Below are 19,796 nucleotides of genomic sequence, written 5' to 3'. Positions count from 1 at the left end.
GGCGCAGCAAGAGAGCCCGGTTCGTGCCCGCCTGCCGTTCAGAAAGGAACTCTGATGACTCGCCAGACGCTCATCGAGAACTATCCACATCGGGTCGGGGGGCACTGCGGCTCAGCCGCGATGCGAGACCTCCTGCACTGGCAAGGCCTCGGCTGGGAAGAACCGCCCGATGAAGGTCTCGTCTTCACCCTCGGGGGGTCACTTGGCCTGTCCTACTTGCGCTCGAGCGACCTCTTCCCGCCGCTTTATCTGGTAGGGAGAGACTCCGATTTCGAAGTAAATCTCCCCCATCTACTGGGCGCACAGGTCCAAGTGCTCACGACCGACGATCCCCGAGAAGGATGGTCGTGGATTAGCCAGGAGGTCGATGCCGGAAGGCCAGCCCTGATATGGGGCGACATCGCGGAGTTGCCCTACCTGCGGGTTCGGCTCCAAATGAGTCGCCACGATATCGTGGTAATTGGTTACGACGAGGCGGAGAGGATCGCCTTCGTTGTTGACAACGACCGTGCCGAGGTCCAAAAGGTTCCGTTCGACGCTCTCGCTCGAGCACGGTCGTCGATGTCATTCCCACAACCGACACGTCACACCACGTACCGCATCGCCTGGCCGCATGAGTTACCAGACCTTGCGCAGGTTGCCGCAGCGGCTTTCCGTCAATCGGCAGCGAACATGCGCCACCCAACTCCGCCAGGAGTCGTTGATCTCACGACCGCGGTGAGCGGTTCCGAAGGCTTAGCAGCGGTCGTCCAGCTCGCCGCTGATGTCCGGACTTGGTCCCATCTACCGGCTGACGAACTCGAGATCCTCTTATTCAGCTTGAGCGCTTTCATCGAGAAGGCCGGCACCGGTGGCGGCCTGTTCCGAAAGCTGCTCGCTGACGGCTGCGCGGACGTGGCACGTTTGACCGGTGACCTCGCGACCGAAGATCTCGCCGTAGCCGCCAGACACTGTGCACAGACATGGACGGAGGCCGGCCGAGCCGGGATCGAGCACGAGGTCGATGTGCGTACTCGGCTGGAACGTGTGGCTTCGGCGGTTAGCCTCCTGCCCACGCTCGAGCTTCAACTGGCTGAAGCTCTGGAGTCAGCTTCGCGATCGCTTGCAGCAGCCTGACTAATCGGGAAGTCAAAACTGGACGGTAGAAGTTCCGGCCGCACTCAGACTGCAGCGGATGGCTCGCCGCCGCTCGCACCGAAACGACCGGGCTCTAGGGTTGCCTCGCCACCTCCCCGGCGACCTCGGCGATCGAGCGGTCACACCCATCCGACAAGAAGAAGCCCCGATTTAGCGAGATCCGACGGCGCCAGGGCGGTTCAGATCGTGGCCGAACTCGGCCTGGATGGGTTCGCCTCCCTGCTTGCGGGCAGCAAGAAAATCATCAACGAGTTGCACGCATCCGTCGTGGTCGACCGTGCAGAGCCCAGTAAGGCGAGCGAACACGACGGGACCCAGGAGTTGAACGATCGCGAAGGTGGTGTCGACGTTGCCGAGCTGTGCTCGAACGTCAGGATGTGTGAGGATGCGGTCAAAGGGCTGCCGGTACTCCTCGATGACTCGACTACGCAGTGAGGTGATCGCGGCCGAATCGGCAGGATCGCCGCCGACTGATCCGATTGACAGCCAAGCCAGAGTCGTAATGTTCAGCGGCGCCTGGTCAATCAGGTCGGCTTGGGCCGTGAGAAGCGCGATGAGTTGGTCGCGTACCGACCCACTGTCGGCAGAGACCTCGACGCGAGGCAACAGCCGCTCGAAGGTCGCCGCAAGCAACTGGGCGGTCCCGCCGAAATGCCGATAGAGCGTGGCCCGCGCAACCTTTGACATTCGAGTGACCGCCTCGACGGTAACCGCCTCTACACCGCCAGTGCTCAGGAGATGCGTGGCAGCGTCGAGCAATCGTTTTCGTGAGCGCAGCAGTCGCGGATCGAGCTGATCGTCGTCCGTAGCGGGCCGGTCAGCACTCCAGTCGTTCACGCTCTCCCCTTCGGCCGACGGTCACTTCTCGTCCAAGCTAACCTGTCCAGCCAGCCGGATACTGTGATACTACTTGTCTCAGACCAAGACCGACCATCTCACAGCAAGGGGCCGGCGATGCACTCACCCCAACAGACCATCACCGAGTCATCCCGGTGGACCCGAGCCGAATGGTGGATGCTCACGGTGTCGTGCCTAGCCGTGGCGTTGGTGGTCGCGGCCATGGCCGCGCTGTATTCGGCATTACCGGAGATTGCGGTAGAGACTGGAGCGACGCAAGCCCAGCTGACCTGGATCGTCGACGGCTACACGCTGGTACTGGCGTGCCTGGTCCTGCCCGCTGGAGCGATCGGTGACCGCTATGGCAGACGCGCAGTTCTCGTAATAGGCCTGGCGATATTCACCATGGCATCCGCACTTCCCCTGCTCCTGTCTGACCCGGCCTGGTTGATCGCTGCGCGAGCGATTGCCGGGGCGGGCGCTGCACTGGTAATGCCCTCGACGCTATCGATTCTGACTGCTGGTTTCGCCGCCGTTCATCGCGGCCGAGCAGTAGGTGTGTGGGCTGGAGTCGCCGGCTCCGGAGCAGTGTTAGGCATCCTCGGCGCCGGGGTGCTGCTTGAGCGCTGGTCGTGGGTGTCGGTATTTGTCGGACTGACCGCAGCGGGAGCCCTACTGGCCGCGCTGGCATGCACGATCGCTGAGTCCAGCCAGCATGATCACCCTCCCGTGGACTGGGTGGGCGCGGCGGCAGCTGCAGTCGCGGTTGCGGGAATCGTATTCGCCACGATCGAGTTTCCCGCGCGAGGCTGGGCCGACTCGATCGTTCTCGCCAGCGCCGGGGCCGGCATATTGGCGACAGCCTTTTTTATCCTGATTGAGCTGCGATCCTCGGCCCCCTTGTTGGATGTTCGGTTGTTCGCCAAGCGCGGCTTCAGCGCCGGCTCGTTGTCGGTGGCCATCCAATTCTTGGTCACTTTCGGGGTATTCCTACTCCTGGTGCAGTACCTGCAACTGATCCTGGGATACGGACCGCTGGCCTCGGCGTTGGGATTGGTGCCGATGACGGTCCCCCTGATCGTGATCTCGGTGATCGCCCCCCGACTGTCACAGCGATTTGGACTACGAGTGATGACCGTCGCCGGTCTGGCGACCATCGCAGTTGGCCTGATGCTGGTCAGCCGGATGACCGTCGATGCACGTTACCTCGACCTGCTATGGCCGCTGTTGATCATGAGCGCAGGGCTCGGACTATGCACAGCCCCAGCGACCTACGCGATCATCGCCGAAACTCCGGAGAGCAAACACGGGGTCGCCGCCGCAGTCAACGATGCGGCCCGCGAGATCGGCGCTGCGATGGGGATCGCAGTGGCCGGCAGTGTGCTGGCCGCCGGATACACCCGCCACATCCAACCCGCCCTGCCTCAGTTACCCGAACCTGCCCGCGGTCCGGTCTCCGACTCCCTGGCCGCCGCCCTAGAGATCGCCGCACAAGCCGGACCAATGGCGCAACCATTGGTCGACTACGCCAAAGAGGCATTTGTCAACGGCAGCAGTCAGGCCACACTTACGTTGGCAATCCTCACCGCCGCAGCCGCAGTCTTGCTAGCGATCCTTGCCCCGGGCACTGCTCCGCGTGACCACAAGACCACGGCCAGTTCCACAGCACCGGCACACCGGGACAGCGTCGGATAGGTGGCCCGTCCGGCTTCCGGCTGCACTGACTCGTGCCTGGAGAAACTGCGCAAGGTCAGCAAGAACCGCGGTCACTTCCCGAGTGCAGAATCTCGGCGGTCGCGCTGCTGTGGCTAGCGATACCCACCATCTTCAGGGCGGGGGTCAGTGGCTGATGCGTCCACGCTGTGACTGCAGGGTGGGCGGTAGCAGCCGTTCGGCGACCGCGCCGGTGATGGCGGCGAAGACGGCTTTGTGAAGGATGTCCACGGCCTGCTCACTCGCGGGCCAGGTCGACGGCGGCGCTCCGACTCCGGTGGCGTTTTCCACGGTTTGGTCAAATCCCAGCCGGACGGCGGTGTGCCACACGGTCGCATGAACTCCTCGGATCCCGGTGGCCGCCCACACGCCGCGAATAGCACCCAGCGCCGCGCCGGTGCTGAAGTGCATGAGGTGGTTCCACCCGTCCGGGCGGTCGTCGTCGCCAGGCTTTTGGCCCAACAGCGTGAGCAGGGCGCGCGCCGGGACGTACGAGTTCGGCCTGCCCGTGATCGCCTGTTCGGCTTTCTCGCCGATGACCATCAATCCGGCCCCTACTAAGCCGGCCACCGCTCCGGTTCCGGCCGCTCGGGCAACATGGACTGCTCGGTTCTGGGTCATACTGCTCACTCCTTCGATGCTGTGGATATGCGGGCCTGTGGGAAGGGATAACTACGAGAAGGATTGCGGGACAGTAGCTGTACTGACCACGGACGTTGTGTCACCGGTCGGCATGGCGGGCTGACATGAGGAAGACCTCCGTGTGAGGTGTGAAAGCGACCAAGCAAACACATCCACAACGGAGGTCTTCGTGTCCCACGCTAACGCCCCGCTGACTCCGACGGGAAGACTGCGTCTGGCTCGGTGTGTCGTCGTCGACGATTGGGTACCGCGGCGAGCGGCGGAGCGGTTCGGTGTCTCGGTCACCACCGCCCGCAAGTGGGCCCGCCGGTACCGGCAGCTGGGCAAGGCCGGCATGGTCGACCGCTCCAGCCGCCCGCACCACAACCCGACCCAGACGCCGCGGCGGCGGGAACGCCGCGTGCTCGGTCTGCGCGTATCCCGCCGGTGGGGCCCGGCCCGGATCGCCTACCACCTGGGCATGCAACCGTCCACGGTGCACAAGATCCTGTCCCGCTACAGCTGCGTCAGGCTGGCATTCACCGACCCGGCCACCGGCGCGCCCGTCCGGGCGCACACGCGGCGCCCGCGTCGCTACGAGCACGAGGCGCCGGGCGATCTGGTGCATGTGGACATCAAGAAACTTGGCCGCATCCCCGACGGAGGCGGGCACAAGGTCTTGGGCCGGGTGAAGGGAAAGCGTGACCGCAAACGCGGGATGGGCTACTGGTACATCCACAATGCCGTCGACGACCACTCACGCCTGGCCTACAGCGAGCTTCTAGAAGACGAGCGCAAGGAGACCGCGGCCGCGTTCTGGCACCGGGCCCACGCCTACTTCGCCGACGCCGGGATCACCGTGCGGCGGGTGCTGACCGACAACGGCTCCTGCTACCGCTCCCACGCCTTCGCCGAGGCCCTCGGAGGCAATATCACACACAAGCGCACCCGCCCGTACCGCCCGCAGACCAACGGCAAGGTCGAGCGCTACAACCGCACCATGCTCGAAGAATGGGCCTACGCCACCGCGTACGTCAGCGAATCCGACCGCGCGGCTCGCCTACCCGCATTCCTGCACCACTACAATTTCCACCGCGGCCACACCGCGCTACGAGGCGCCTCACCCGCAGACCGCGTACACAACCTGCGTGGGCAGTACAAGTAGCCCGCGTTGAGGGCTCGCTCGCGGATACCAGCCACTGAACAGCAGGATGAGCAGAGCCAAGTCGATGACCTCGCCGCCGTAGAACATCAGTTGCGCGCCAATCCGCGCGCTGGCCGGATCCACGCCGGTCGGCGGGTGTCCGTATAGCCACCTACCGAGCATCGAGTGAGCGGCGATGAACAGCACCAGCACCACCGCCGGCGGCGTAGGTGGCCCGTTCGTGGACGAACTCCACGCTCGCGCCCTTGGCGGTGATCTCACCCACGATCTGCTTGAGGTCGACCAGGGAGCGAGCGAGTCGGTCCATCGAAGCAACAACAAGCTCGTCACCGTCTCGCAGGTACCCGATGCACTCAGCGAGCTTCTCTCGGCCAGTACGCGATCGCCCCGACTCCTTTTCTACATAAATCCGGTCGCACTCCCCCACCGCTTGGAGCAGGCGAGCTTCGTTCTGGTCGGCGGCGGACACTCGCACGTACGCCACCCGCTGTCCGCGTGGCCGTGACGATCGGCGGGCCGGCTTCTGTTTCCCCTCGACGATGTTCTCCGAGTCCGTCGTCTCCACGCGCAAGCCCCAGTCCAACTCGTCTCGGCGACGGAACCGTGTCTGGACCTTCCCGCGGCTGACGATGAGGACCTCTTCGCCACCGTCACCCGACCGCCCCCGCAGCGTCCCAATCCGCTCCGCTATCAAAAGGCCCCTCCGCCGAGTCTGTGTATCAATAGACTCTAGATTGTACGGGACCGCGTGTCATAATTAGGCATACCTGTGGACTTGATCGCTTTGTGGCGGTCTTCTGTGGTTACTTCTTGGCGGCGACGTACGACGTACCAATCGGGCGTTCTGGCCGAAAGGGTTAGAGCGAGTCGGCGGCTCACGGGTGGGCGGCCGGGTTTGCGTCTGTTTTGTCAGAGTCCGAATGCTCCGCCGCTGATCAGAATGAAGGCGCCTAGGCCGATCAGGACAATCGGGAACAGGATGTGTTCCCAGCGCTCCAGGACTTCGGCGATCGGTCGGCGGGTGGCGACGAACCTTGCCAGGCCCACCAGTCCCGCCACCAGCACCAGGAACACGATGCAGTAGGCGACCACGGCTCCCGGGCCCACGTTGAGAAAGACGGGGACGAAAACGCCGATGTTGTCTCCACCGTTGGCGAAGGTTACGCCGGCCACGGTCCACACGGCGACGTTCTTGCCCTCGACCTTTGCATCGTCGTCATCATCGTCCCCGCGCCAGGCCTGCCACGCGGCCCGCAGTCCCAAGCCAAGTGGGATCAGCCCGAAGTAAGGGATGGCCTGCGGGGGCAGGAAGGCTCCCGCGCCCAGGGAGACGAGCACAGCCACGCCGAGGATGCCGGCGAACCCGAGATACTGGCCGGCCAGAATGCGTGCGGTGGTTCCGCGTTGGCCTGCTCCGCGGGCGAAAAACAGCGACAGGACGATGATGTCGTCGATATTGGTGGCAATGAACAGGCCGATCGCCTGCAGGGCCGAGGACAGGATCACGCCTGCACCTCCGTGGCGTGACAACCCGGCACTGAGCAGTCGGGCTCCAAGCAGGAGGCGTTTTCGTTGACCGCGAGGGTGATCTCGACCAAGGAAGATAGCGACCGGGCCAAGTGCGGGTCTGCGATCTCATACCGGGTCTGGCGACCTTCGGGCACTGCGACAACGATCCCGCAGTCGCGCAGGCATGCCAGATGGTTCGACACGTTCGACCGTGTCAGCTCCAGATCCCGGGCCAGCTCCGCCGGGTAGGCCGGCTGCTCCAGCAAGGTCAGCAGTATTCGGGACCGTGTCGGGTCGGCCATCGCCCGCCCTAACCGGTTCATCACATCGACACGAGAAGCAATAGTCAGCACCTGCTGAACTATACAGCGTCTGCTGAACTGTTGTGACAACGCCCTAAAAACCTAAAGGTTGTCAAGACACTTAATCTCGTCCAGGACTACGGCCAGTTTTGAACAGGTTTCCTGGCGCTACAGGCACCCACCGGAGTCTCACTAAGTCGTCTTGACGTAATTTGTTTCAGAGCCGGCTTCGGTAGGGATTTGTGGGGCAGAATCGGGCTATGAGGCATCTGGGGTACACCCGCGTCAGCACTGCGAGTCAGGACGCGCAGTGCTCACGCGGGTGTACCCCAAGAGCCTCATGACATGATTATGACTCACAAAACCCTACCGAGCACCACCCTGCGACAGTTCACGGTGAGACGACTTCGCGAGAGGCAGAAGGTGCCCATCGGCCCATGAAGCGGTCTCGGCGTCCGGTCCCCGCCTGGTGTCTCATAAGACTGTAGGTTTTTAAGGCACATTCACGGCGCCAGGCGGGCCGCCGCGGGAGCCCTCGTCCACCCCGCTGGGGCCGCGGGTTTCAGGCGCAGCATGACGTCGGCATCTGGTTTCGGAAGAGGCCGGCCACGATGCGCAGGCTTTCGCTCATGGTCAGGTACGGCGCCCAGGTGTCGGCCAGATCGTCGACGGTCATGCCGCTTTTGATGGCGTAGGTGGCCGCCAGCATGATCTCCCCGGCCCCGTCCGCCAGAGCGTGCACGCCCAGAACCTTGCCGCTCACGGCGTCGGCGACGAGCTTCACCGCCCCGCGGGTGTCGTGCTGGACGAGCGCCCGGGGGACATCGGACAGGTCCAGGACGCGGCAGTCGCACGCGTGCCCTCGGGTGAGGGCCTCGTCCTCGGTCAACCCCGCCGAGGCCAGCTGGGGCCGGGTGAACACGACCGCAGGAAAGCCGGCGTAGTCGACCCGAGCTGCCGGCGGGTACCTGTCCTCGGTCAGGGCGTTGAGCGCGGCGGCCCGACCGCCGGCGGCGGCGGCGTAGACGTACTGGGGAGCCCCCGAGACGTCACCGGCGGCCCAGACGCGCGGGTTGGAGGTGCGCTGGGTCTGGTCGACCACGACGAAGCCGCGCTCGTCCACGTCCACACCGGCAGCGGCCAGGTTCAGGCCGTCGGTGCGGGGCAGGCGTCCGGTGGCCACCAGGACCTGCGCGCCGCGCACCTGTTCGCCCGAGTCCGTGGTCACCACCACCTCTCCTGCGGGGCCTGGTTCGCGGGCCACAGTGGTCGCGCGCTCTTCGACCACGGTGATGCCGTCGTCGGTGAAGACTTCCCGAAGTCTCTGGGCCAGCTCCGGCTCGGCGTGCGGCGCCAGACGCCCGACCACAGAGACCCGGGTGCCGAGGTGAGCGAACAGCTGGGCCTGCTCCATCCCGACGTACCCGCCACCGATAACGACCAGGGACTCAGGCAGCTCGGTCAGCTGCATCGCGGTGGTGGACGTCAGCCGGTCCACAGAGTCGAGACCGACCACCTCCGGGATGGCGGGGGTGGCACCGGTGGCGACCAGATAGGCCCGGGCCCGCAGCGCCTGGCCGTCGACGGCCAGGGTGTCCCCGTCCAGGAAGCTGGCCTGGCCTGGGCGGACCTGGAAGCCGTAGGCAGCGGCCACATCGGCGTACTTCGCATCACGCAGGCGCTCGATGAGTGCGTCCTTCTGGGCCACCAGATCGCCGAGGTTCACCGGTGCGGCTGACGTTGGGGCACCTTTGAAGGGATTGGTGAGCGCGGCGTGCCGGGCCCCGGCGGCCGCCAGGAGCGTCTTGGACGGCACGCAGCCGATGTTCACGCACGTCCCGCCCAGAACACCGCGCTCAACCAGCACGACGCTCTTACCGGCCTGGCTGGCCGCGATGGCGGCGGACATCGCCGCGCCTCCTGAGCCGATCACGGCCAGATCGACGTCGTAGTCCACACCCATTTGCCCACCTTCCTTCGCGTGACCCCTCTTCAGCGTCCATAGTGGACGTTCCAGCGCAGGGGAAGGTCAAGGCGAACATGGACGAGAGCCGAGAAAGGGGCCACTGTGCGCATCGGTGAGTTGGCCGTGGCCAGCGGCACCACAACCAAGACGCTGCGCTTCTACGAAGAAGCCGGCCTACTACCTGCGCCTGAGCGCACCGCCAACGGATACCGCGACTACACCCCTGCGGCCCTGGCGCGCCTGGACTTCGTTCGCCGCGGCCGCACCGCTGGGCTCACCCTGGCCCAGATTCGCGAGATCCTCGACATCCGCGACGCCGGAGTCGCACCCTGCCAGCACGTGCACGCCCTGCTCGAAGCCCACCTGGGCGACCTGGACCGCCAAATCGCCGACCTGCAAGCACTGCGACACACCGTCGCGCACCTTCACCACAGTGCCACCACCAGCGACCCCACCAAATGCGACACCACGACCGTCTGCCGCTATCTGTGACCAGACCGGTGCTCGCGTGTATCGCCATGAGCAGATGCCGCCACAGAGCGTCGACAGAACCCCGCCATATAACGGCGAAAGCCACAGGCATACCCACCCTGCGACACAGCGTCAATGCCCAATCCTCGACCGTGTCGTAAGGGTGTACCCCACAGGGGACGTGACTACGCCTCGATGCTGGCGAGCGCAGCTGAAGCCTCTCCGATCCTCACGGGTCTCGCAGCTGGCGTTCCTGGCGAGCCACGCGGCCCTTCGCCGATACCGTTGCGTCGGTTCGGGCTTCCTGGCGGCCGGAGGACACTGTCTGTTGCCCGCTGCCTTCGGCCTATCCGTTCAGCCCCGCCGCTTCGACTCTCGCTCCGGGCTCGACGCGTACAACCACGATTCCGCTTCGCCCGGCCGCACCAGCGCCGGTCCCACGAGGATCACCGCTGCCTGGCGCAGGCCAGCCGCCTCCACCGCTGCCGCGATGTCAGCGAGAGTGCCGCGCAGCTCCACGCGGTGCGAGCGGCTCGCGTTGGCCACCACCGCCACCGGGCAGTCGGCACCGTGCGTGGGCACCAGACGCTCGGCCAGCTCACGGATCCGGGTGATCGCCAGGTGCAGCACCAGCGTGGCGCCGGTGGCGGCGAAGTTCTCCAGTGACTCCGTCGACGGCATCGCCGTCGACCGAGCCTGAACGCGGGTGAGCACCACCGACTGCACCACCTCGGGAACCGTGAGCTCCACCCCCAGCTCGGCGGCGGCCGCCGCATAGGCCGGAACACCAGGAACGACGTCCCACGGCACGCCAGCCGAGTCGAGCCGGCGAGTTTGCTCGGCGAGAGCCGAGTACAGCGACGGGTCACCCGAACACAGCCGAACCACCTCGAGCCCATCGGCGTGAGCGGCGACGATCTCGCCGATGATCCCGTCGAGGTCCAGATGCTGGGTGTCCACCAGCCGGGCCTCGGGTCGGCAGTGGTCGAGCACACCGTCGTCGAGGTACGTCCCCGCGTACAGGCAGACGTCGGCCTCGCGCAGGGACGCAGCCGCGCGCAGCGTCAGCAGATCAGCGGCGCCGGGGCCGGCTCCTACGAAGTGAACGGTCACGAGCTCTCCCCTGTTTCCGAAGTATCAGCCGCAGCGACGAATGGCTTCACGGCCGCCCACTGCACCACCGCACGGGCGGGGGCCCAGCCGGCGAACCGGCCGATCGAGTCCGCGTGCTCGACCTGGATCCTGGTCAGCTCCCCGCCGAACTCGGCGCGGGCGTCGACCACCACGCGCTCGGTCTCCAGAGTCACCGCATGCGCGACCAGCCGTCCGCCGGGACGAAGTGCGTCCCAGCACTGTCTCAGCAGGCCAGGAGCAGTGCCGCCTCCACCGATGAACACCGCGTCCGGCCGCGGCAGACCGTCCAGAGCCTGGGGCGCCCGTCCGTGGACGACCTCCAACGACGGCACCCCCAGCCGCACGGCGTTGCGCGCGACACGCGCCGCCCGCTCGGGATCGGCCTCCACCGCGATCGCCCGACATGACGGGTGGGCGCGCATCCACTCGATGCCCACCGACCCGGCGCCGGCGCCCACGTCCCACAGCAAATCACCGGCCATCGGTGCGAGCCGCGACAGGGCGGAAGCCCGCAGGTCGCGGCGGGTGAGCTGGCCGTCGTTCTCGAAGGCGTCGTCGGGCAGGCCCGGCACCAGTCCGAGCGGTCGGGCGGACGCGTCGGCCACGCACTCAACCGCCAGGACGTGCAGGGCGGGGGCCAAGTGATCGACAGCCCAGTCGCGCGCCGCGCGGAAAAACCGGGCCTCGGCCGGGCCCCCGAGATCGGCGAGCACGGTCATCTCGCTCCCACCGAAGCCGGCGCCCCGCAGCGTCGCGGCGACCTCTCCCGGCGTGTGCCGGTCCGCTGAGAGCACCAGCAGACGTCGCCCGGGCGCCAGCTCGCGACCGAGCGAGCGGTGGTCACGCAGCACCGCAACGGACTCGGCCGGCCACCTCATCCGGGCGCAGGCCAGCGCGACCGAGGACACCGCCGGGAGCACCTCCACCGCGTCCGCGCCGAGCAGGTCGATCAGGGCGGTGCCGATCCCGGCGACCAGCGGATCGCCCGAGGCCAGAGCCACTATCGACCGCCCGCGGAACCGCTCGAGGAGCTCCGGCAACCCGTCCCGCAGCGGCCGCGGCCACGGCACCCGATCGGCCGTCACGTCGCCCGGAATCATCGCCAGATGACGCTCGCCCCCGAGCACCACATCGGCGGCCAGGACGGCGCGACGGCGGGTCTCGTCGAGCCCCGCCCACCCGTCGCCGCCGATGCCGACGACCACCACCCGTGCGTTCATGACGCGGAACCCTACCGCGACACCTGAGGCGCCCCGGGACAGGCCGTTGGGCTAGCCTCGGGACCACACAACCGAACAGACCCCACAGCACGAGGTGCCCCACGACCCGCCACAGGCGGAGCGGAGGGGAGAATCAGGGAAGCCGGTGAGAATCCGGCACAGGGCCCGCTACGGTAACCCGGCCTCTCAGGCGATCGCGCCCCGCGCGCACGTCCGAGATGAGCCGGGAAGTCCGGAGACCGGCCTCGCGCTGACCAGCCTGGCAGACGAGAGCGGGAGCCCCCATGCCACTGCACTACCCCTTCAGCGCTGTCGTCGGTTCCGACGACATGGCGCTGGCCCTGACGCTGACCGCGGTGTCCCCGGCGGTCGGCGGCGTGCTGATCCGCGGTGAGAAGGGCACGGCCAAGTCCACGATGGTCCGCGCCCTCGCCGGGATCCTGCCGGAGGTCGAGGTCGTCACCGGCGACCGCTTCTCCTCCGCACCCGACGACCGCGGTTCCGAGACCCCGGACGGGCGTATCCCCCACGACGCGCCCACCGAGCGGCGGCCGGTCCGCCTGGTCGAGCTGCCGATCGGGGTGTCCGAGGACCGCATCACCGGATCACTACACCTGGAGAGTGCGCTCGCCGACGGTGTGACCGTGTTCCAACCTGGCCTGCTCGCCCGCGCGCACCGCGGACTGCTCTACGTGGACGAGGTCAACCTGCTCCACGACCACGTGGTGGACCTTCTGCTCGACGCCGCCGCGATGGGCCGGGTGACCGTGGAGCGCGACGGCATCTCGGTGGAGCACGCCGCGCGCTTCGTGCTGATCGGCACCATGAACCCCGAGGAGGGTGAGCTCCGGCCCCAGCTGCTGGACCGCTTCGGCCTCACCGTGGAGGTGGCCGCGCCCCGGGACCCGGAACTGCGGGCCGAGGTGGTGCGCCGCCGGATCGCGTTCGAGGCCGACCCGGCGGGATTCGTCGCCGCCCACGCCGCCGACGAGGCCGCAGTGCGCGAGCGGATCGCCGCCGCGCGGCGCGTGCTCGACCGGGTGAGACTGACCCCCTGGGCGCTGTCCACCATCGCCCGGGTGTGTGCGGGCTTCGACGTGGACGGCATGCGCGCCGACATCGTCACTGCCCGCACCGCCGCCGCCCACGCCGCGTGGCAGGGCCGGACCCGGATCACCCGCGAGGACATCCGCGTCGCCGCGCGTATGGCGCTTCCCCACCGCCGCCGCCGCGCGCCGTTCGACGCGCCGGGCCTCGACGAGGACCTGTTGGAACGGCTGCTGGGCGACGACGACGAGCCCGATCCCGACCCCCGGGACGAGACCGCGCCGGCCGAGGACGCCGAACAGTCGGAGTCCGCAGACGAGTCCGCGTCGGCAGACGCCCCGGACGCCGAGTCCGACCCGGCGCGGGCCTCGGCCGAGGACGCCGGGCACGAGCACGCGCCCGAGCAGACCGAGCAAACCGAGGACGGCCTCGGCGCCGGCAACGCCTCCGGTACCGAGGGCCCGGACCAGGCGGGCGGCCACTCGGACGACGACGCCGACGGCCGAGCCGACGAGCAGCCCGGCGGACACGCCGCGGAGGACACCCCCGGCGACGCCTCCGGGTCCGACGCTCCCGGGCCCACCCCGCCCGAGCCAGGCACGGTCACCGCGGCCGCCGCGCCGTACCGCACCCGCCTGCTCGCCGTCGCCGGTACCGGCCAGGGCGCTGCCGGCCGCCGGTCGAGGGCCATCACAACCAGCGGCCGCCGAATCGGCTCGGGCGCGTTCACCGGGTCCGACCTGCACCTGCCCGCCACGATCCGGTCCGCCGCGCCGCAGCAGTCCGCCCGCGGTCGCGGAGCCGGCCCAAACGGTGGCCGACTCCGGCTGGCCGCCGAGGACCTGCGCTCGTCCGTGCGAGAGGGCCGCGAGTCGAACCTCGTGCTGTTCTGCGTGGACGCCTCCGGCTCCATGGCCGCCCGCACCCGGATGGAGCAGGTCAAGACCGCGATCCTCTCCCTACTGCTGGACGCCTACCGCCGCCGCGACAAGGTGGGACTGGTGACCTTCCGCGGGTCCGCGGCCCACGTGACCCTGCCGCCCACCTCGTCGGTCGACATCGCGGCCACCCGCCTCGCGGAACTCCCGGCGGGCGGCCGGACCCCACTGGCCGAGGGACTGCTCACCGCCGCCGAGGTCCTGCGCATCGAGGGAGTCCGCGATCCGCGGCGGCGGGCCCTCCTCGTCGTCGTCACCGACGGCCGCGCCACCCACGGCCCGGACGCCCTCGCCAGGTCCCGCACCGCGGCGACCGGGCTGGCCTCCCTCGGCGTGGCCTCGGTGGTGGTGGACTGCGAGACCGGCCGCTTCCGGATGGGCCTGGCCTCCGCGCTCGCCGGGCACCTGGGCGCTGAGCACGTGCCACTGGGCGAGGTCACCGCCGAGGGACTCACCGATACCGTCCGCGCCCGCACCGCGCGCCCCCGGGGCGTCGACCCCCGGAACGAGGTGGCCTGATGCCCAAGGGACAGCCGGAGATCGTGCCCGACGACGGGCTCAGCACCCGGCAACGCCGCAACCGTCCGCTGGTCATGGTCCACACCGGGCCCGGCAAGGGGAAGTCCACCGCCGCGTTCGGTCTGGCCATGCGCGCGTGGAACCAGGGCTGGGACATCGGGGTGTTCCAGTTCGTCAAGTCCGCCAAGTGGCGCATCGGCGAGCAGACCGTCATGGAACGCCTCGCCCGCCTGCACGCCGAGACCGGCGAGGGCGGGCCCGTCGAGTGGCACAAGATGGGCTCGGGGTGGTCGTGGTCGCGCAAGGACGGCACCGAGGACGACCACGCCGCCGACGCCGCCGAAGGATGGGCCGAGATCAAACGCCGCCTGGCCGACGAGCGGCACGACCTCTACCTGCTCGACGAGTTCACCTATCCCATGAAATGGGGCTGGGTGGACGTCGACGACGTGGTCGCCACCCTCGCCAGCCGCCCCGGCCGGCAGCACGTGGTGATCACCGGCCGCGACGCCGACCCCCGACTGCTCGAGGTCGCCGACCTGGTCACCGAGATGACCAAGGTCAAACACCCGATGGACGCCGGGCAGAAGGGTCAGCGGGGCATCGAATGGTGACCGCGCTGCCGCGGATCGTCGTGGCCGCGCCGGCGTCGGGGCACGGCAAGACCACCGTCGCGACCGGCCTCATGGCCGCGCTGCGCCGCACCGGGCTGGAGGTCTCGGGGCACAAGGTGGGCCCCGACTACATCGACCCCGGGTACCACGCTCTGGCCACCGGGCGGCCGGGCCGCAACCTCGACCCGCACCTGGTGGGCGAGAAGCGGATCGTGCCGCTGCTGCTGCACGGCGCCGGCGCGGGCGGGGCCGGGATCGGCGCGGGGCGCCCCGCCGACGTCGCGGTGATCGAGGGCGTGATGGGCCTGTACGACGGCCACATCGGCGGCGACGGGTTCGCCTCCACGGCCCACGTCGCCGCGCTCACCGGGGCCCCCGTCGCGCTGGTCGTCGACATCTCCCACGCCTCGCGCAGCATCGCCGCGGTGGTGCTGGGGATGGCCTCCTACGACCCGGCCGTGCACATCGCCGGGGTGGTGCTCAACAAGGCGGGTTCCGTCCGCCACTCCGACGAGGTCCGCCGCGCGCTGGCGCCCCTCGGCATCCCGGTGCTGGGTGTCCTCCAGCGCGACGACGACGTCACCGCCCCCTCCCGCCACCTCGGCCTGGTCCCCGCCGCCGAACGCCCGGAGGCCGCGCGCTCGCTCGACCACCTGGCCGGGAAGGTGGCCGCGTCGATCGACCTGGAGGCCGTCATGCGGATCGCGCGTGAGGCGCCGCCGCTGGCGGGCGGGGCGTGGTCGGCGCGCGTGGCGCTGGGTGGTGACCGAGCCCACGAGGTCGACGACGACGAGGGCCGCCCGCTCATCGCCGTGGCCGGTGGCCGGGCCTTCACCTTCCGCTACGCCGAGACGGTCGAGTTGCTCGAGGCGACCGGCTGCTCGGTCGTGCCGTTCGACCCGCTGGCCGACGAGGCCCTGCCCGACACCGCCGCGGGGATCTACCTCGGGGGCGGGTTCCCCGAGGTCCACGCCGCGGACCTCGCCGCCAACGAGCCGATGCTGCGGGCACTGCGCGCGGCGACGGCCGCCGGGACGCCGACCGTCGCCGAGTGCGCGGGCCTGCTCTACCTCTGTCGCACCCTCGACGGTGTCCCCATGGTCGGTGCTGTTGACGCCGACGCGGCCATGGCCCCGCGGCTCACGCTGGCCTACCGCCGGTCGACCGCGGTCGCCGACAGCGTCCTGGCGACCGCCGGCACCGAGGTCACCGGCCACGAGTTCCACCGCACGGCCGTGAACCCGCCCGCCGGCGCGGCGGGCTCTTACGCGGATGTGCCCAGCACGAGCGGACCGGGAGCGGCTCCCGCCTGGACCAGCAGCGCCGGACCGGAGGGCTTCGTCAGCGGGTCGGTCCACGCCTCCTACCTGCACACGCACTGGGCCGGGCATCCGGCGATGGCGGCCCGGTTCGCGGCGCACGCGCGGCGCTTCGCCCGGTTAGCGGACCGCGGAATGGGCACGGCCGCCGAGTTGGTCTGACTCCGCGACGACGAGCGCGCTGTCCGACGACACCAGCCGCTCAGACCGCGCTCACCGATACACATCCCGTCTGTGCTCGACCCGGAGAACGAGGACCTCTCTGGCGTCGTCGTCGATCCGATACAGGATGCGGTAGGTCCCGCGACGGGCGGAGTACACGCCGGTCAGCTCCCTTCGCAGTTCGTTTCCCGCTCGCCGTGGGTTCGCGATCAGTGGCCCGGTGAGGAATTCGACCACCGCCGCGGCGATGTTCTCCGGAAGGCCCCGCTGGATCGCCCGAGCCGCGGGTGGGGCGACGACGAGCTCGTAGCCCTCCACCGCGCGGCCTACGGGCGGAGGGCCCGGACGGCATCGACGCCGCGCACGACCTCTCCGTGCGTCCTCGCCGCATCGGCCTCCCGGATATCCGCCAACGCTGACGGGTCGGAGAGGACATCGAGGGTCTCCTCGAGAGCGGCGAGATCGTCCGGGCTCATGACCACGGCCACCGGACGTCCGTTCTTGGTCACCGTGACGCGCTCGTGGTGCTTGGAGACACGGTCGACCACGTCGCTGAAGTTGGCCCGGACATCACGGAGCGGCTCGGTAGACATGTACACAATTGTGCCACGCTTCGCGCGTAGGCGACATACTCAATTCAGGCTGCGAGCCCACTCCGCCGCGGCAGCCGCCCCGTCCACCACCGGAACGCCCGGCGCGGACCCGGGCCGCCGCACCACCACGACCGGTACGCCGAGCTCGTCGGTCACGGCCATCTTCGACCACGTGTGACCGCCGCCCGAGTCCTTGGTGACCAGCACGTCCACGCCGTGGTCGGCGAAGAGTTCGCGCTCACACTCCACCGAGTAGGGGCCGCGGTTCAGCAGCAGTCGCCACGACGCGGGCAGCCCCACCTCGGGCGGGTCCACCACCCTGACCAGCGCGTGGTGCTCGGCGAGCGGGCCGACGAACTTGTCCAGCGACTGCCGGCCGATCGTGAGGAACGGCCGCCGGCCCACGCGGGACGCGGTCGCCGCGGCCTCGTCGTGGTCGTCCACCCAGTGCCAGCCGTCCGCGCCGGGGGCGGCGGCCCACCCCGGTCGCTCGAGGCGCAGCAGCGGGACCTCCGCGGCGGCGCAGGCTGCGGCGGCATTGGCCGAGATGCCGGCGGCGAAGGGGTGGGTGGCGTCCACGACCGCGGTCACGCCGGCCTCCGTGAGGTGCCGCCGGAGCCCGTCGATGCCGCCGAACCCGCCGACGCGCACCTCCCCCACCGGCAACCGCGGCCGCGCGACCCGGCCCGCCAGAGACGAGGAGAACCGCAGGCCGCCCTCCTGCAGCAGGACGGCGAGGTCGCGGGCCTCGGCGGTGCCGCCGAGGATCAGCACGCTCATCGGTCCGCCCCCGGCGGCAGCAGCGGCAGTTCCGGAGCACCCGAGCGGGCCAGCTCGAGCAGCGCGTCCAGGTCGAGGTGCTCCTCGGCGAGATCGGCCAGCAGGTCGAGCCGCGTCTCGCGGGCCCGCGCGAAACTCACCCCGGAGGCCGGACGCACACGACCCGCGCCGCCGGAGCCGCCGACGACCTCGGCCAGCAGAGCCGACCGGAAGCCGTCCGACTCGAGGGTTCCGTGCCACATGGTGCCGAACACGCGGCCCCGCCGGGCTCCGCCGGGGAACTCCTCGTCGTCGTCGACCCGCGCGCCCCCGCCGCCGACGCTCACCCTGCCGTGATGGATCTCGTACCCGCCCACGTCCTGACCCAGCGCGCGTCCGGTCGGCAGTCGCAGGACCTTCTCGGCGCCGAAGCGAGTGGTGGCGGGAAGCAGTCCGAGGCCGGTCACCCGCGCGCCGGGCTCGCCCTCGATGCCGTCCGGGTCGGCGATCTCCCCGCCGAGCATCTGGAAGCCGCCGCAGATCCCCAGCACCGCGCCGCCGCGCTCGACGTGGGAAGTGAGCGCCCGGTCGAGGCCCCGGGCGCGGAGCCAGGCGAGGTCGTCGAGGGTGGCGCGGGTCCCGGGGACGACGACGAGGTCCGCCCCCGCGAGGTCGCGGGGCTCCGTGACGTACTCCAGATCGACGTCCGCCTCCAGGCCGAGGGCGTCGACGTCGGTGAAGTTGCTGATGCGCGGCAGACGGATCACGGCCACGCGCAGGGTCGCGGTGGCGTCGGCGGCGCGGGGACCCACCGCGAGGGCGTCCTCCGAGTCCAGCCACAGGTCGGGATTCCAGGGCAGCACCCCGTGGACCGGCCGGCCGGTGAGGTCCTCGATCTGCCGCAGCCCGGGGGCCAGCAGCGTCGGGTCGCCGCGAAACTTGTTGATGACGAACCCCGCGACCAGCCGCTGATCGGCGGGCTCGAGCAGTGCGACCGTGCCGTAGAGGGCGGCGAAGACCCCGCCGCGGTCGATGTCCCCCACCACGACGACCGGCATGTCCGCGTGCCGGGCCAGGCCCATGTTGACGTAGTCGCTCGAGCGCAGGTTGATCTCGGTGGGACTGCCGGCCCCCTCGCAGATGACGAGCTCGTGGCGGGAGGCGAGGTCGGAGTAGGCGGCGTACGCGGCCTCGGCCAGGTGGGTCCGTCCGTCGACGAAGTCGCGGGAGGACACCGACCCGGCTGGCTGTCCCATCACCACCACGTGGCTGCGCCGGTCGCCGCCGGGCTTGAGGAGCACCGGGTTCATCGCCGGCTCCGGGGCCACGCCCGCGGCCAGGGCCTGGATCCACTGCGCGCGCCCGATCTCAGCGGTGCCGTCCGGGCCTGTGCCGTCCGGACCTGTGCTGCGAGGGGCGGCGACCACCATCGAGTTGTTGGACATGTTCTGGGCCTTGAACGGGGCCACGTCGATGCCGCGGCGGGCGAACGCCCGGCACAGCGCGGTGGTCACGACGCTCTTCCCGGAATCGGAGGTCGTACCGGCGACGAGCAGGGAGGCGACCATGGAGATCGATCGTAGTCGGGCGCTCCGGGCCCGCCTGACCGGGCTGACCCACGTTCGAAGACGGTGCACGAGACGGTGGTGGGGCCAGCGGGGCTCGAACCCGCGACCAGCGGATTATGAGTCCGCGGCTCTAACCAACTGAGCTATAGCCCCCCGCACGCGCCGGGTACGTCACCGGCACGCGCGGCGCAATCGTAGCAAG

General features: G+C 69.4%; 19 protein-coding genes, 1 tRNA gene and 1 riboswitch. Of the genes, 7 read left to right on the top strand and 13 right to left on the bottom strand.

Annotated elements, in window-relative coordinates:
- Positions 1 to 54: 54 nt before the first annotated feature.
- Positions 55 to 1,116, top strand: a complete 1,062-nt coding sequence (locus VZF99_RS05410) for a BtrH N-terminal domain-containing protein (protein WP_259820990.1) — start codon at positions 55 to 57, stop codon at positions 1,114 to 1,116.
- 171 nt (positions 1,117 to 1,287) lie between these two features.
- Here VZF99_RS05410 and VZF99_RS05405 read toward each other — a convergent pair whose 3' ends face one another.
- Positions 1,288 to 1,974, bottom strand: coding sequence for a TetR/AcrR family transcriptional regulator (locus tag VZF99_RS05405; RefSeq protein ID WP_120283053.1), 687 nt, complete (start codon positions 1,972 to 1,974; stop codon positions 1,288 to 1,290).
- Positions 1,975 to 2,091: 117 nt separating this feature from the next.
- Between VZF99_RS05405 and VZF99_RS05400 the strand changes: the two genes are divergently transcribed.
- On the top strand, positions 2,092 to 3,669 hold the full coding sequence (locus VZF99_RS05400) for an MFS transporter (protein WP_120283055.1): 1,578 nt from the start codon (positions 2,092 to 2,094) through the stop codon (positions 3,667 to 3,669).
- Between the two features lie 144 nt (positions 3,670 to 3,813).
- Here the strand turns inward: VZF99_RS05400 and VZF99_RS05395 are convergent, their stop codons facing one another.
- Positions 3,814 to 4,308 carry a hypothetical protein gene (locus VZF99_RS05395; protein ID WP_120283057.1) on the bottom strand — a complete coding sequence of 165 codons (495 nt, stop codon included), beginning with the start codon at positions 4,306 to 4,308 and terminating at the stop codon, positions 3,814 to 3,816.
- A 190-nt stretch (positions 4,309 to 4,498) separates the two neighbouring features.
- Between VZF99_RS05395 and VZF99_RS05390 the strand changes: the two genes are divergently transcribed.
- A complete protein-coding gene (locus VZF99_RS05390) occupies positions 4,499 to 5,473 on the top strand; it encodes an IS481 family transposase (RefSeq protein WP_120283059.1) in 975 nt (324 codons plus the stop codon).
- A gap of 151 nt (positions 5,474 to 5,624) precedes the next feature.
- Here VZF99_RS05390 and VZF99_RS05385 read toward each other — a convergent pair whose 3' ends face one another.
- The 4 genes from VZF99_RS05385 to merA form a co-directional block, all read right to left on the bottom strand.
- Positions 5,625 to 5,948 (bottom strand): recombinase family protein, encoded by a 324-nt coding sequence (locus VZF99_RS05385; RefSeq protein ID WP_372504398.1) that lies wholly within the window; start codon positions 5,946 to 5,948, stop codon positions 5,625 to 5,627.
- Positions 5,949 to 6,382: 434 nt separating this feature from the next.
- Positions 6,383 to 6,979 (bottom strand): cadmium resistance transporter, encoded by a 597-nt coding sequence (locus tag VZF99_RS05380; RefSeq protein ID WP_407335846.1) that lies wholly within the window; start codon positions 6,977 to 6,979, stop codon positions 6,383 to 6,385.
- Positions 6,976 to 7,335: a helix-turn-helix transcriptional regulator gene (locus VZF99_RS05375; RefSeq protein WP_031265333.1), complete on the bottom strand. Its 360-nt coding sequence runs from the start codon at positions 7,333 to 7,335 to the stop codon at positions 6,976 to 6,978. Before VZF99_RS05375 ends, VZF99_RS05380 begins: the two co-directional genes overlap by 4 nt.
- A gap of 511 nt (positions 7,336 to 7,846) precedes the next feature.
- Positions 7,847 to 9,247, bottom strand: coding sequence for a mercury(II) reductase (merA, locus tag VZF99_RS05370; RefSeq protein ID WP_017838447.1), 1,401 nt, complete (start codon positions 9,245 to 9,247; stop codon positions 7,847 to 7,849).
- A 105-nt stretch (positions 9,248 to 9,352) separates the two neighbouring features.
- On the opposite strand from merA, the gene VZF99_RS05365 reads away from it, so the two are divergent.
- Positions 9,353 to 9,742 (top strand): heavy metal-responsive transcriptional regulator, encoded by a 390-nt coding sequence (locus VZF99_RS05365; RefSeq protein WP_007928756.1) that lies wholly within the window; start codon positions 9,353 to 9,355, stop codon positions 9,740 to 9,742.
- Between the two features lie 333 nt (positions 9,743 to 10,075).
- Here VZF99_RS05365 and VZF99_RS05360 read toward each other — a convergent pair whose 3' ends face one another.
- Both VZF99_RS05360 and cbiE read right to left on the bottom strand, forming a co-directional pair.
- A complete protein-coding gene (locus VZF99_RS05360) occupies positions 10,076 to 10,834 on the bottom strand; it encodes a cobalt-precorrin-4/precorrin-4 C(11)-methyltransferase (protein ID WP_120283019.1) in 759 nt (252 codons plus the stop codon).
- On the bottom strand, positions 10,831 to 12,075 hold the full coding sequence (cbiE, locus tag VZF99_RS05355) for a precorrin-6y C5,15-methyltransferase (decarboxylating) subunit CbiE (RefSeq protein WP_407335845.1): 1,245 nt from the start codon (positions 12,073 to 12,075) through the stop codon (positions 10,831 to 10,833). Before cbiE ends, VZF99_RS05360 begins: the two co-directional genes overlap by 4 nt.
- Before the next feature lie 75 nt (positions 12,076 to 12,150).
- A riboswitch (cobalamin riboswitch) is annotated at positions 12,151 to 12,338 on the top strand.
- Between the two features lie 21 nt (positions 12,339 to 12,359).
- On the opposite strand from cbiE, the gene VZF99_RS05350 reads away from it, so the two are divergent.
- The 3 genes from VZF99_RS05350 to VZF99_RS05340 are packed head-to-tail and all read left to right on the top strand — an operon-like array spanning position 12,360 to position 16,674.
- The gene (locus tag VZF99_RS05350) at positions 12,360 to 14,579 is read left to right on the top strand and encodes a VWA domain-containing protein (protein WP_407335844.1); all 2,220 of its coding nucleotides are present in this window, start codon (positions 12,360 to 12,362) and stop codon (positions 14,577 to 14,579) included.
- Positions 14,579 to 15,193, top strand: coding sequence for a cob(I)yrinic acid a,c-diamide adenosyltransferase (cobO, locus tag VZF99_RS05345; RefSeq protein WP_185951706.1), 615 nt, complete (start codon positions 14,579 to 14,581; stop codon positions 15,191 to 15,193). Before VZF99_RS05350 ends, cobO begins: the two co-directional genes overlap by 1 nt.
- Positions 15,187 to 16,674, top strand: coding sequence for a cobyrinate a,c-diamide synthase (locus tag VZF99_RS05340; RefSeq protein ID WP_407335843.1), 1,488 nt, complete (start codon positions 15,187 to 15,189; stop codon positions 16,672 to 16,674). Before cobO ends, VZF99_RS05340 begins: the two co-directional genes overlap by 7 nt.
- A gap of 51 nt (positions 16,675 to 16,725) precedes the next feature.
- Here VZF99_RS05340 and VZF99_RS05335 read toward each other — a convergent pair whose 3' ends face one another.
- From VZF99_RS05335 to VZF99_RS05315, 5 genes are all read right to left on the bottom strand, one after another.
- Complete coding sequence (locus VZF99_RS05335) at positions 16,726 to 16,992, bottom strand: type II toxin-antitoxin system RelE/ParE family toxin (protein WP_120283030.1); 267 nt, start codon at positions 16,990 to 16,992, stop codon at positions 16,726 to 16,728.
- Between the two features lie 8 nt (positions 16,993 to 17,000).
- Positions 17,001 to 17,267 (bottom strand): type II toxin-antitoxin system Phd/YefM family antitoxin, encoded by a 267-nt coding sequence (locus VZF99_RS05330; protein ID WP_185951703.1) that lies wholly within the window; start codon positions 17,265 to 17,267, stop codon positions 17,001 to 17,003.
- 39 nt (positions 17,268 to 17,306) lie between these two features.
- Positions 17,307 to 18,047, bottom strand: a complete 741-nt coding sequence (locus VZF99_RS05325) for a cobalt-precorrin-6A reductase (RefSeq protein ID WP_407335842.1) — start codon at positions 18,045 to 18,047, stop codon at positions 17,307 to 17,309.
- Positions 18,044 to 19,594: a cobyric acid synthase gene (locus VZF99_RS05320; protein WP_407335841.1), complete on the bottom strand. Its 1,551-nt coding sequence runs from the start codon at positions 19,592 to 19,594 to the stop codon at positions 18,044 to 18,046. Before VZF99_RS05320 ends, VZF99_RS05325 begins: the two co-directional genes overlap by 4 nt.
- Before the next feature lie 76 nt (positions 19,595 to 19,670).
- Positions 19,671 to 19,747 (bottom strand) — tRNA-Ile (locus tag VZF99_RS05315).
- Positions 19,748 to 19,796 lie beyond the last annotated feature (49 nt).

Source organism: Dietzia kunjamensis (assembly GCF_045689975.1).
GTDB lineage: Bacteria > Actinomycetota > Actinomycetes > Mycobacteriales > Mycobacteriaceae > Dietzia > Dietzia kunjamensis.
Note: the sequence above shows the minus strand (reverse complement) of the source record. Positions and strands in the feature narration are given on the sequence as shown.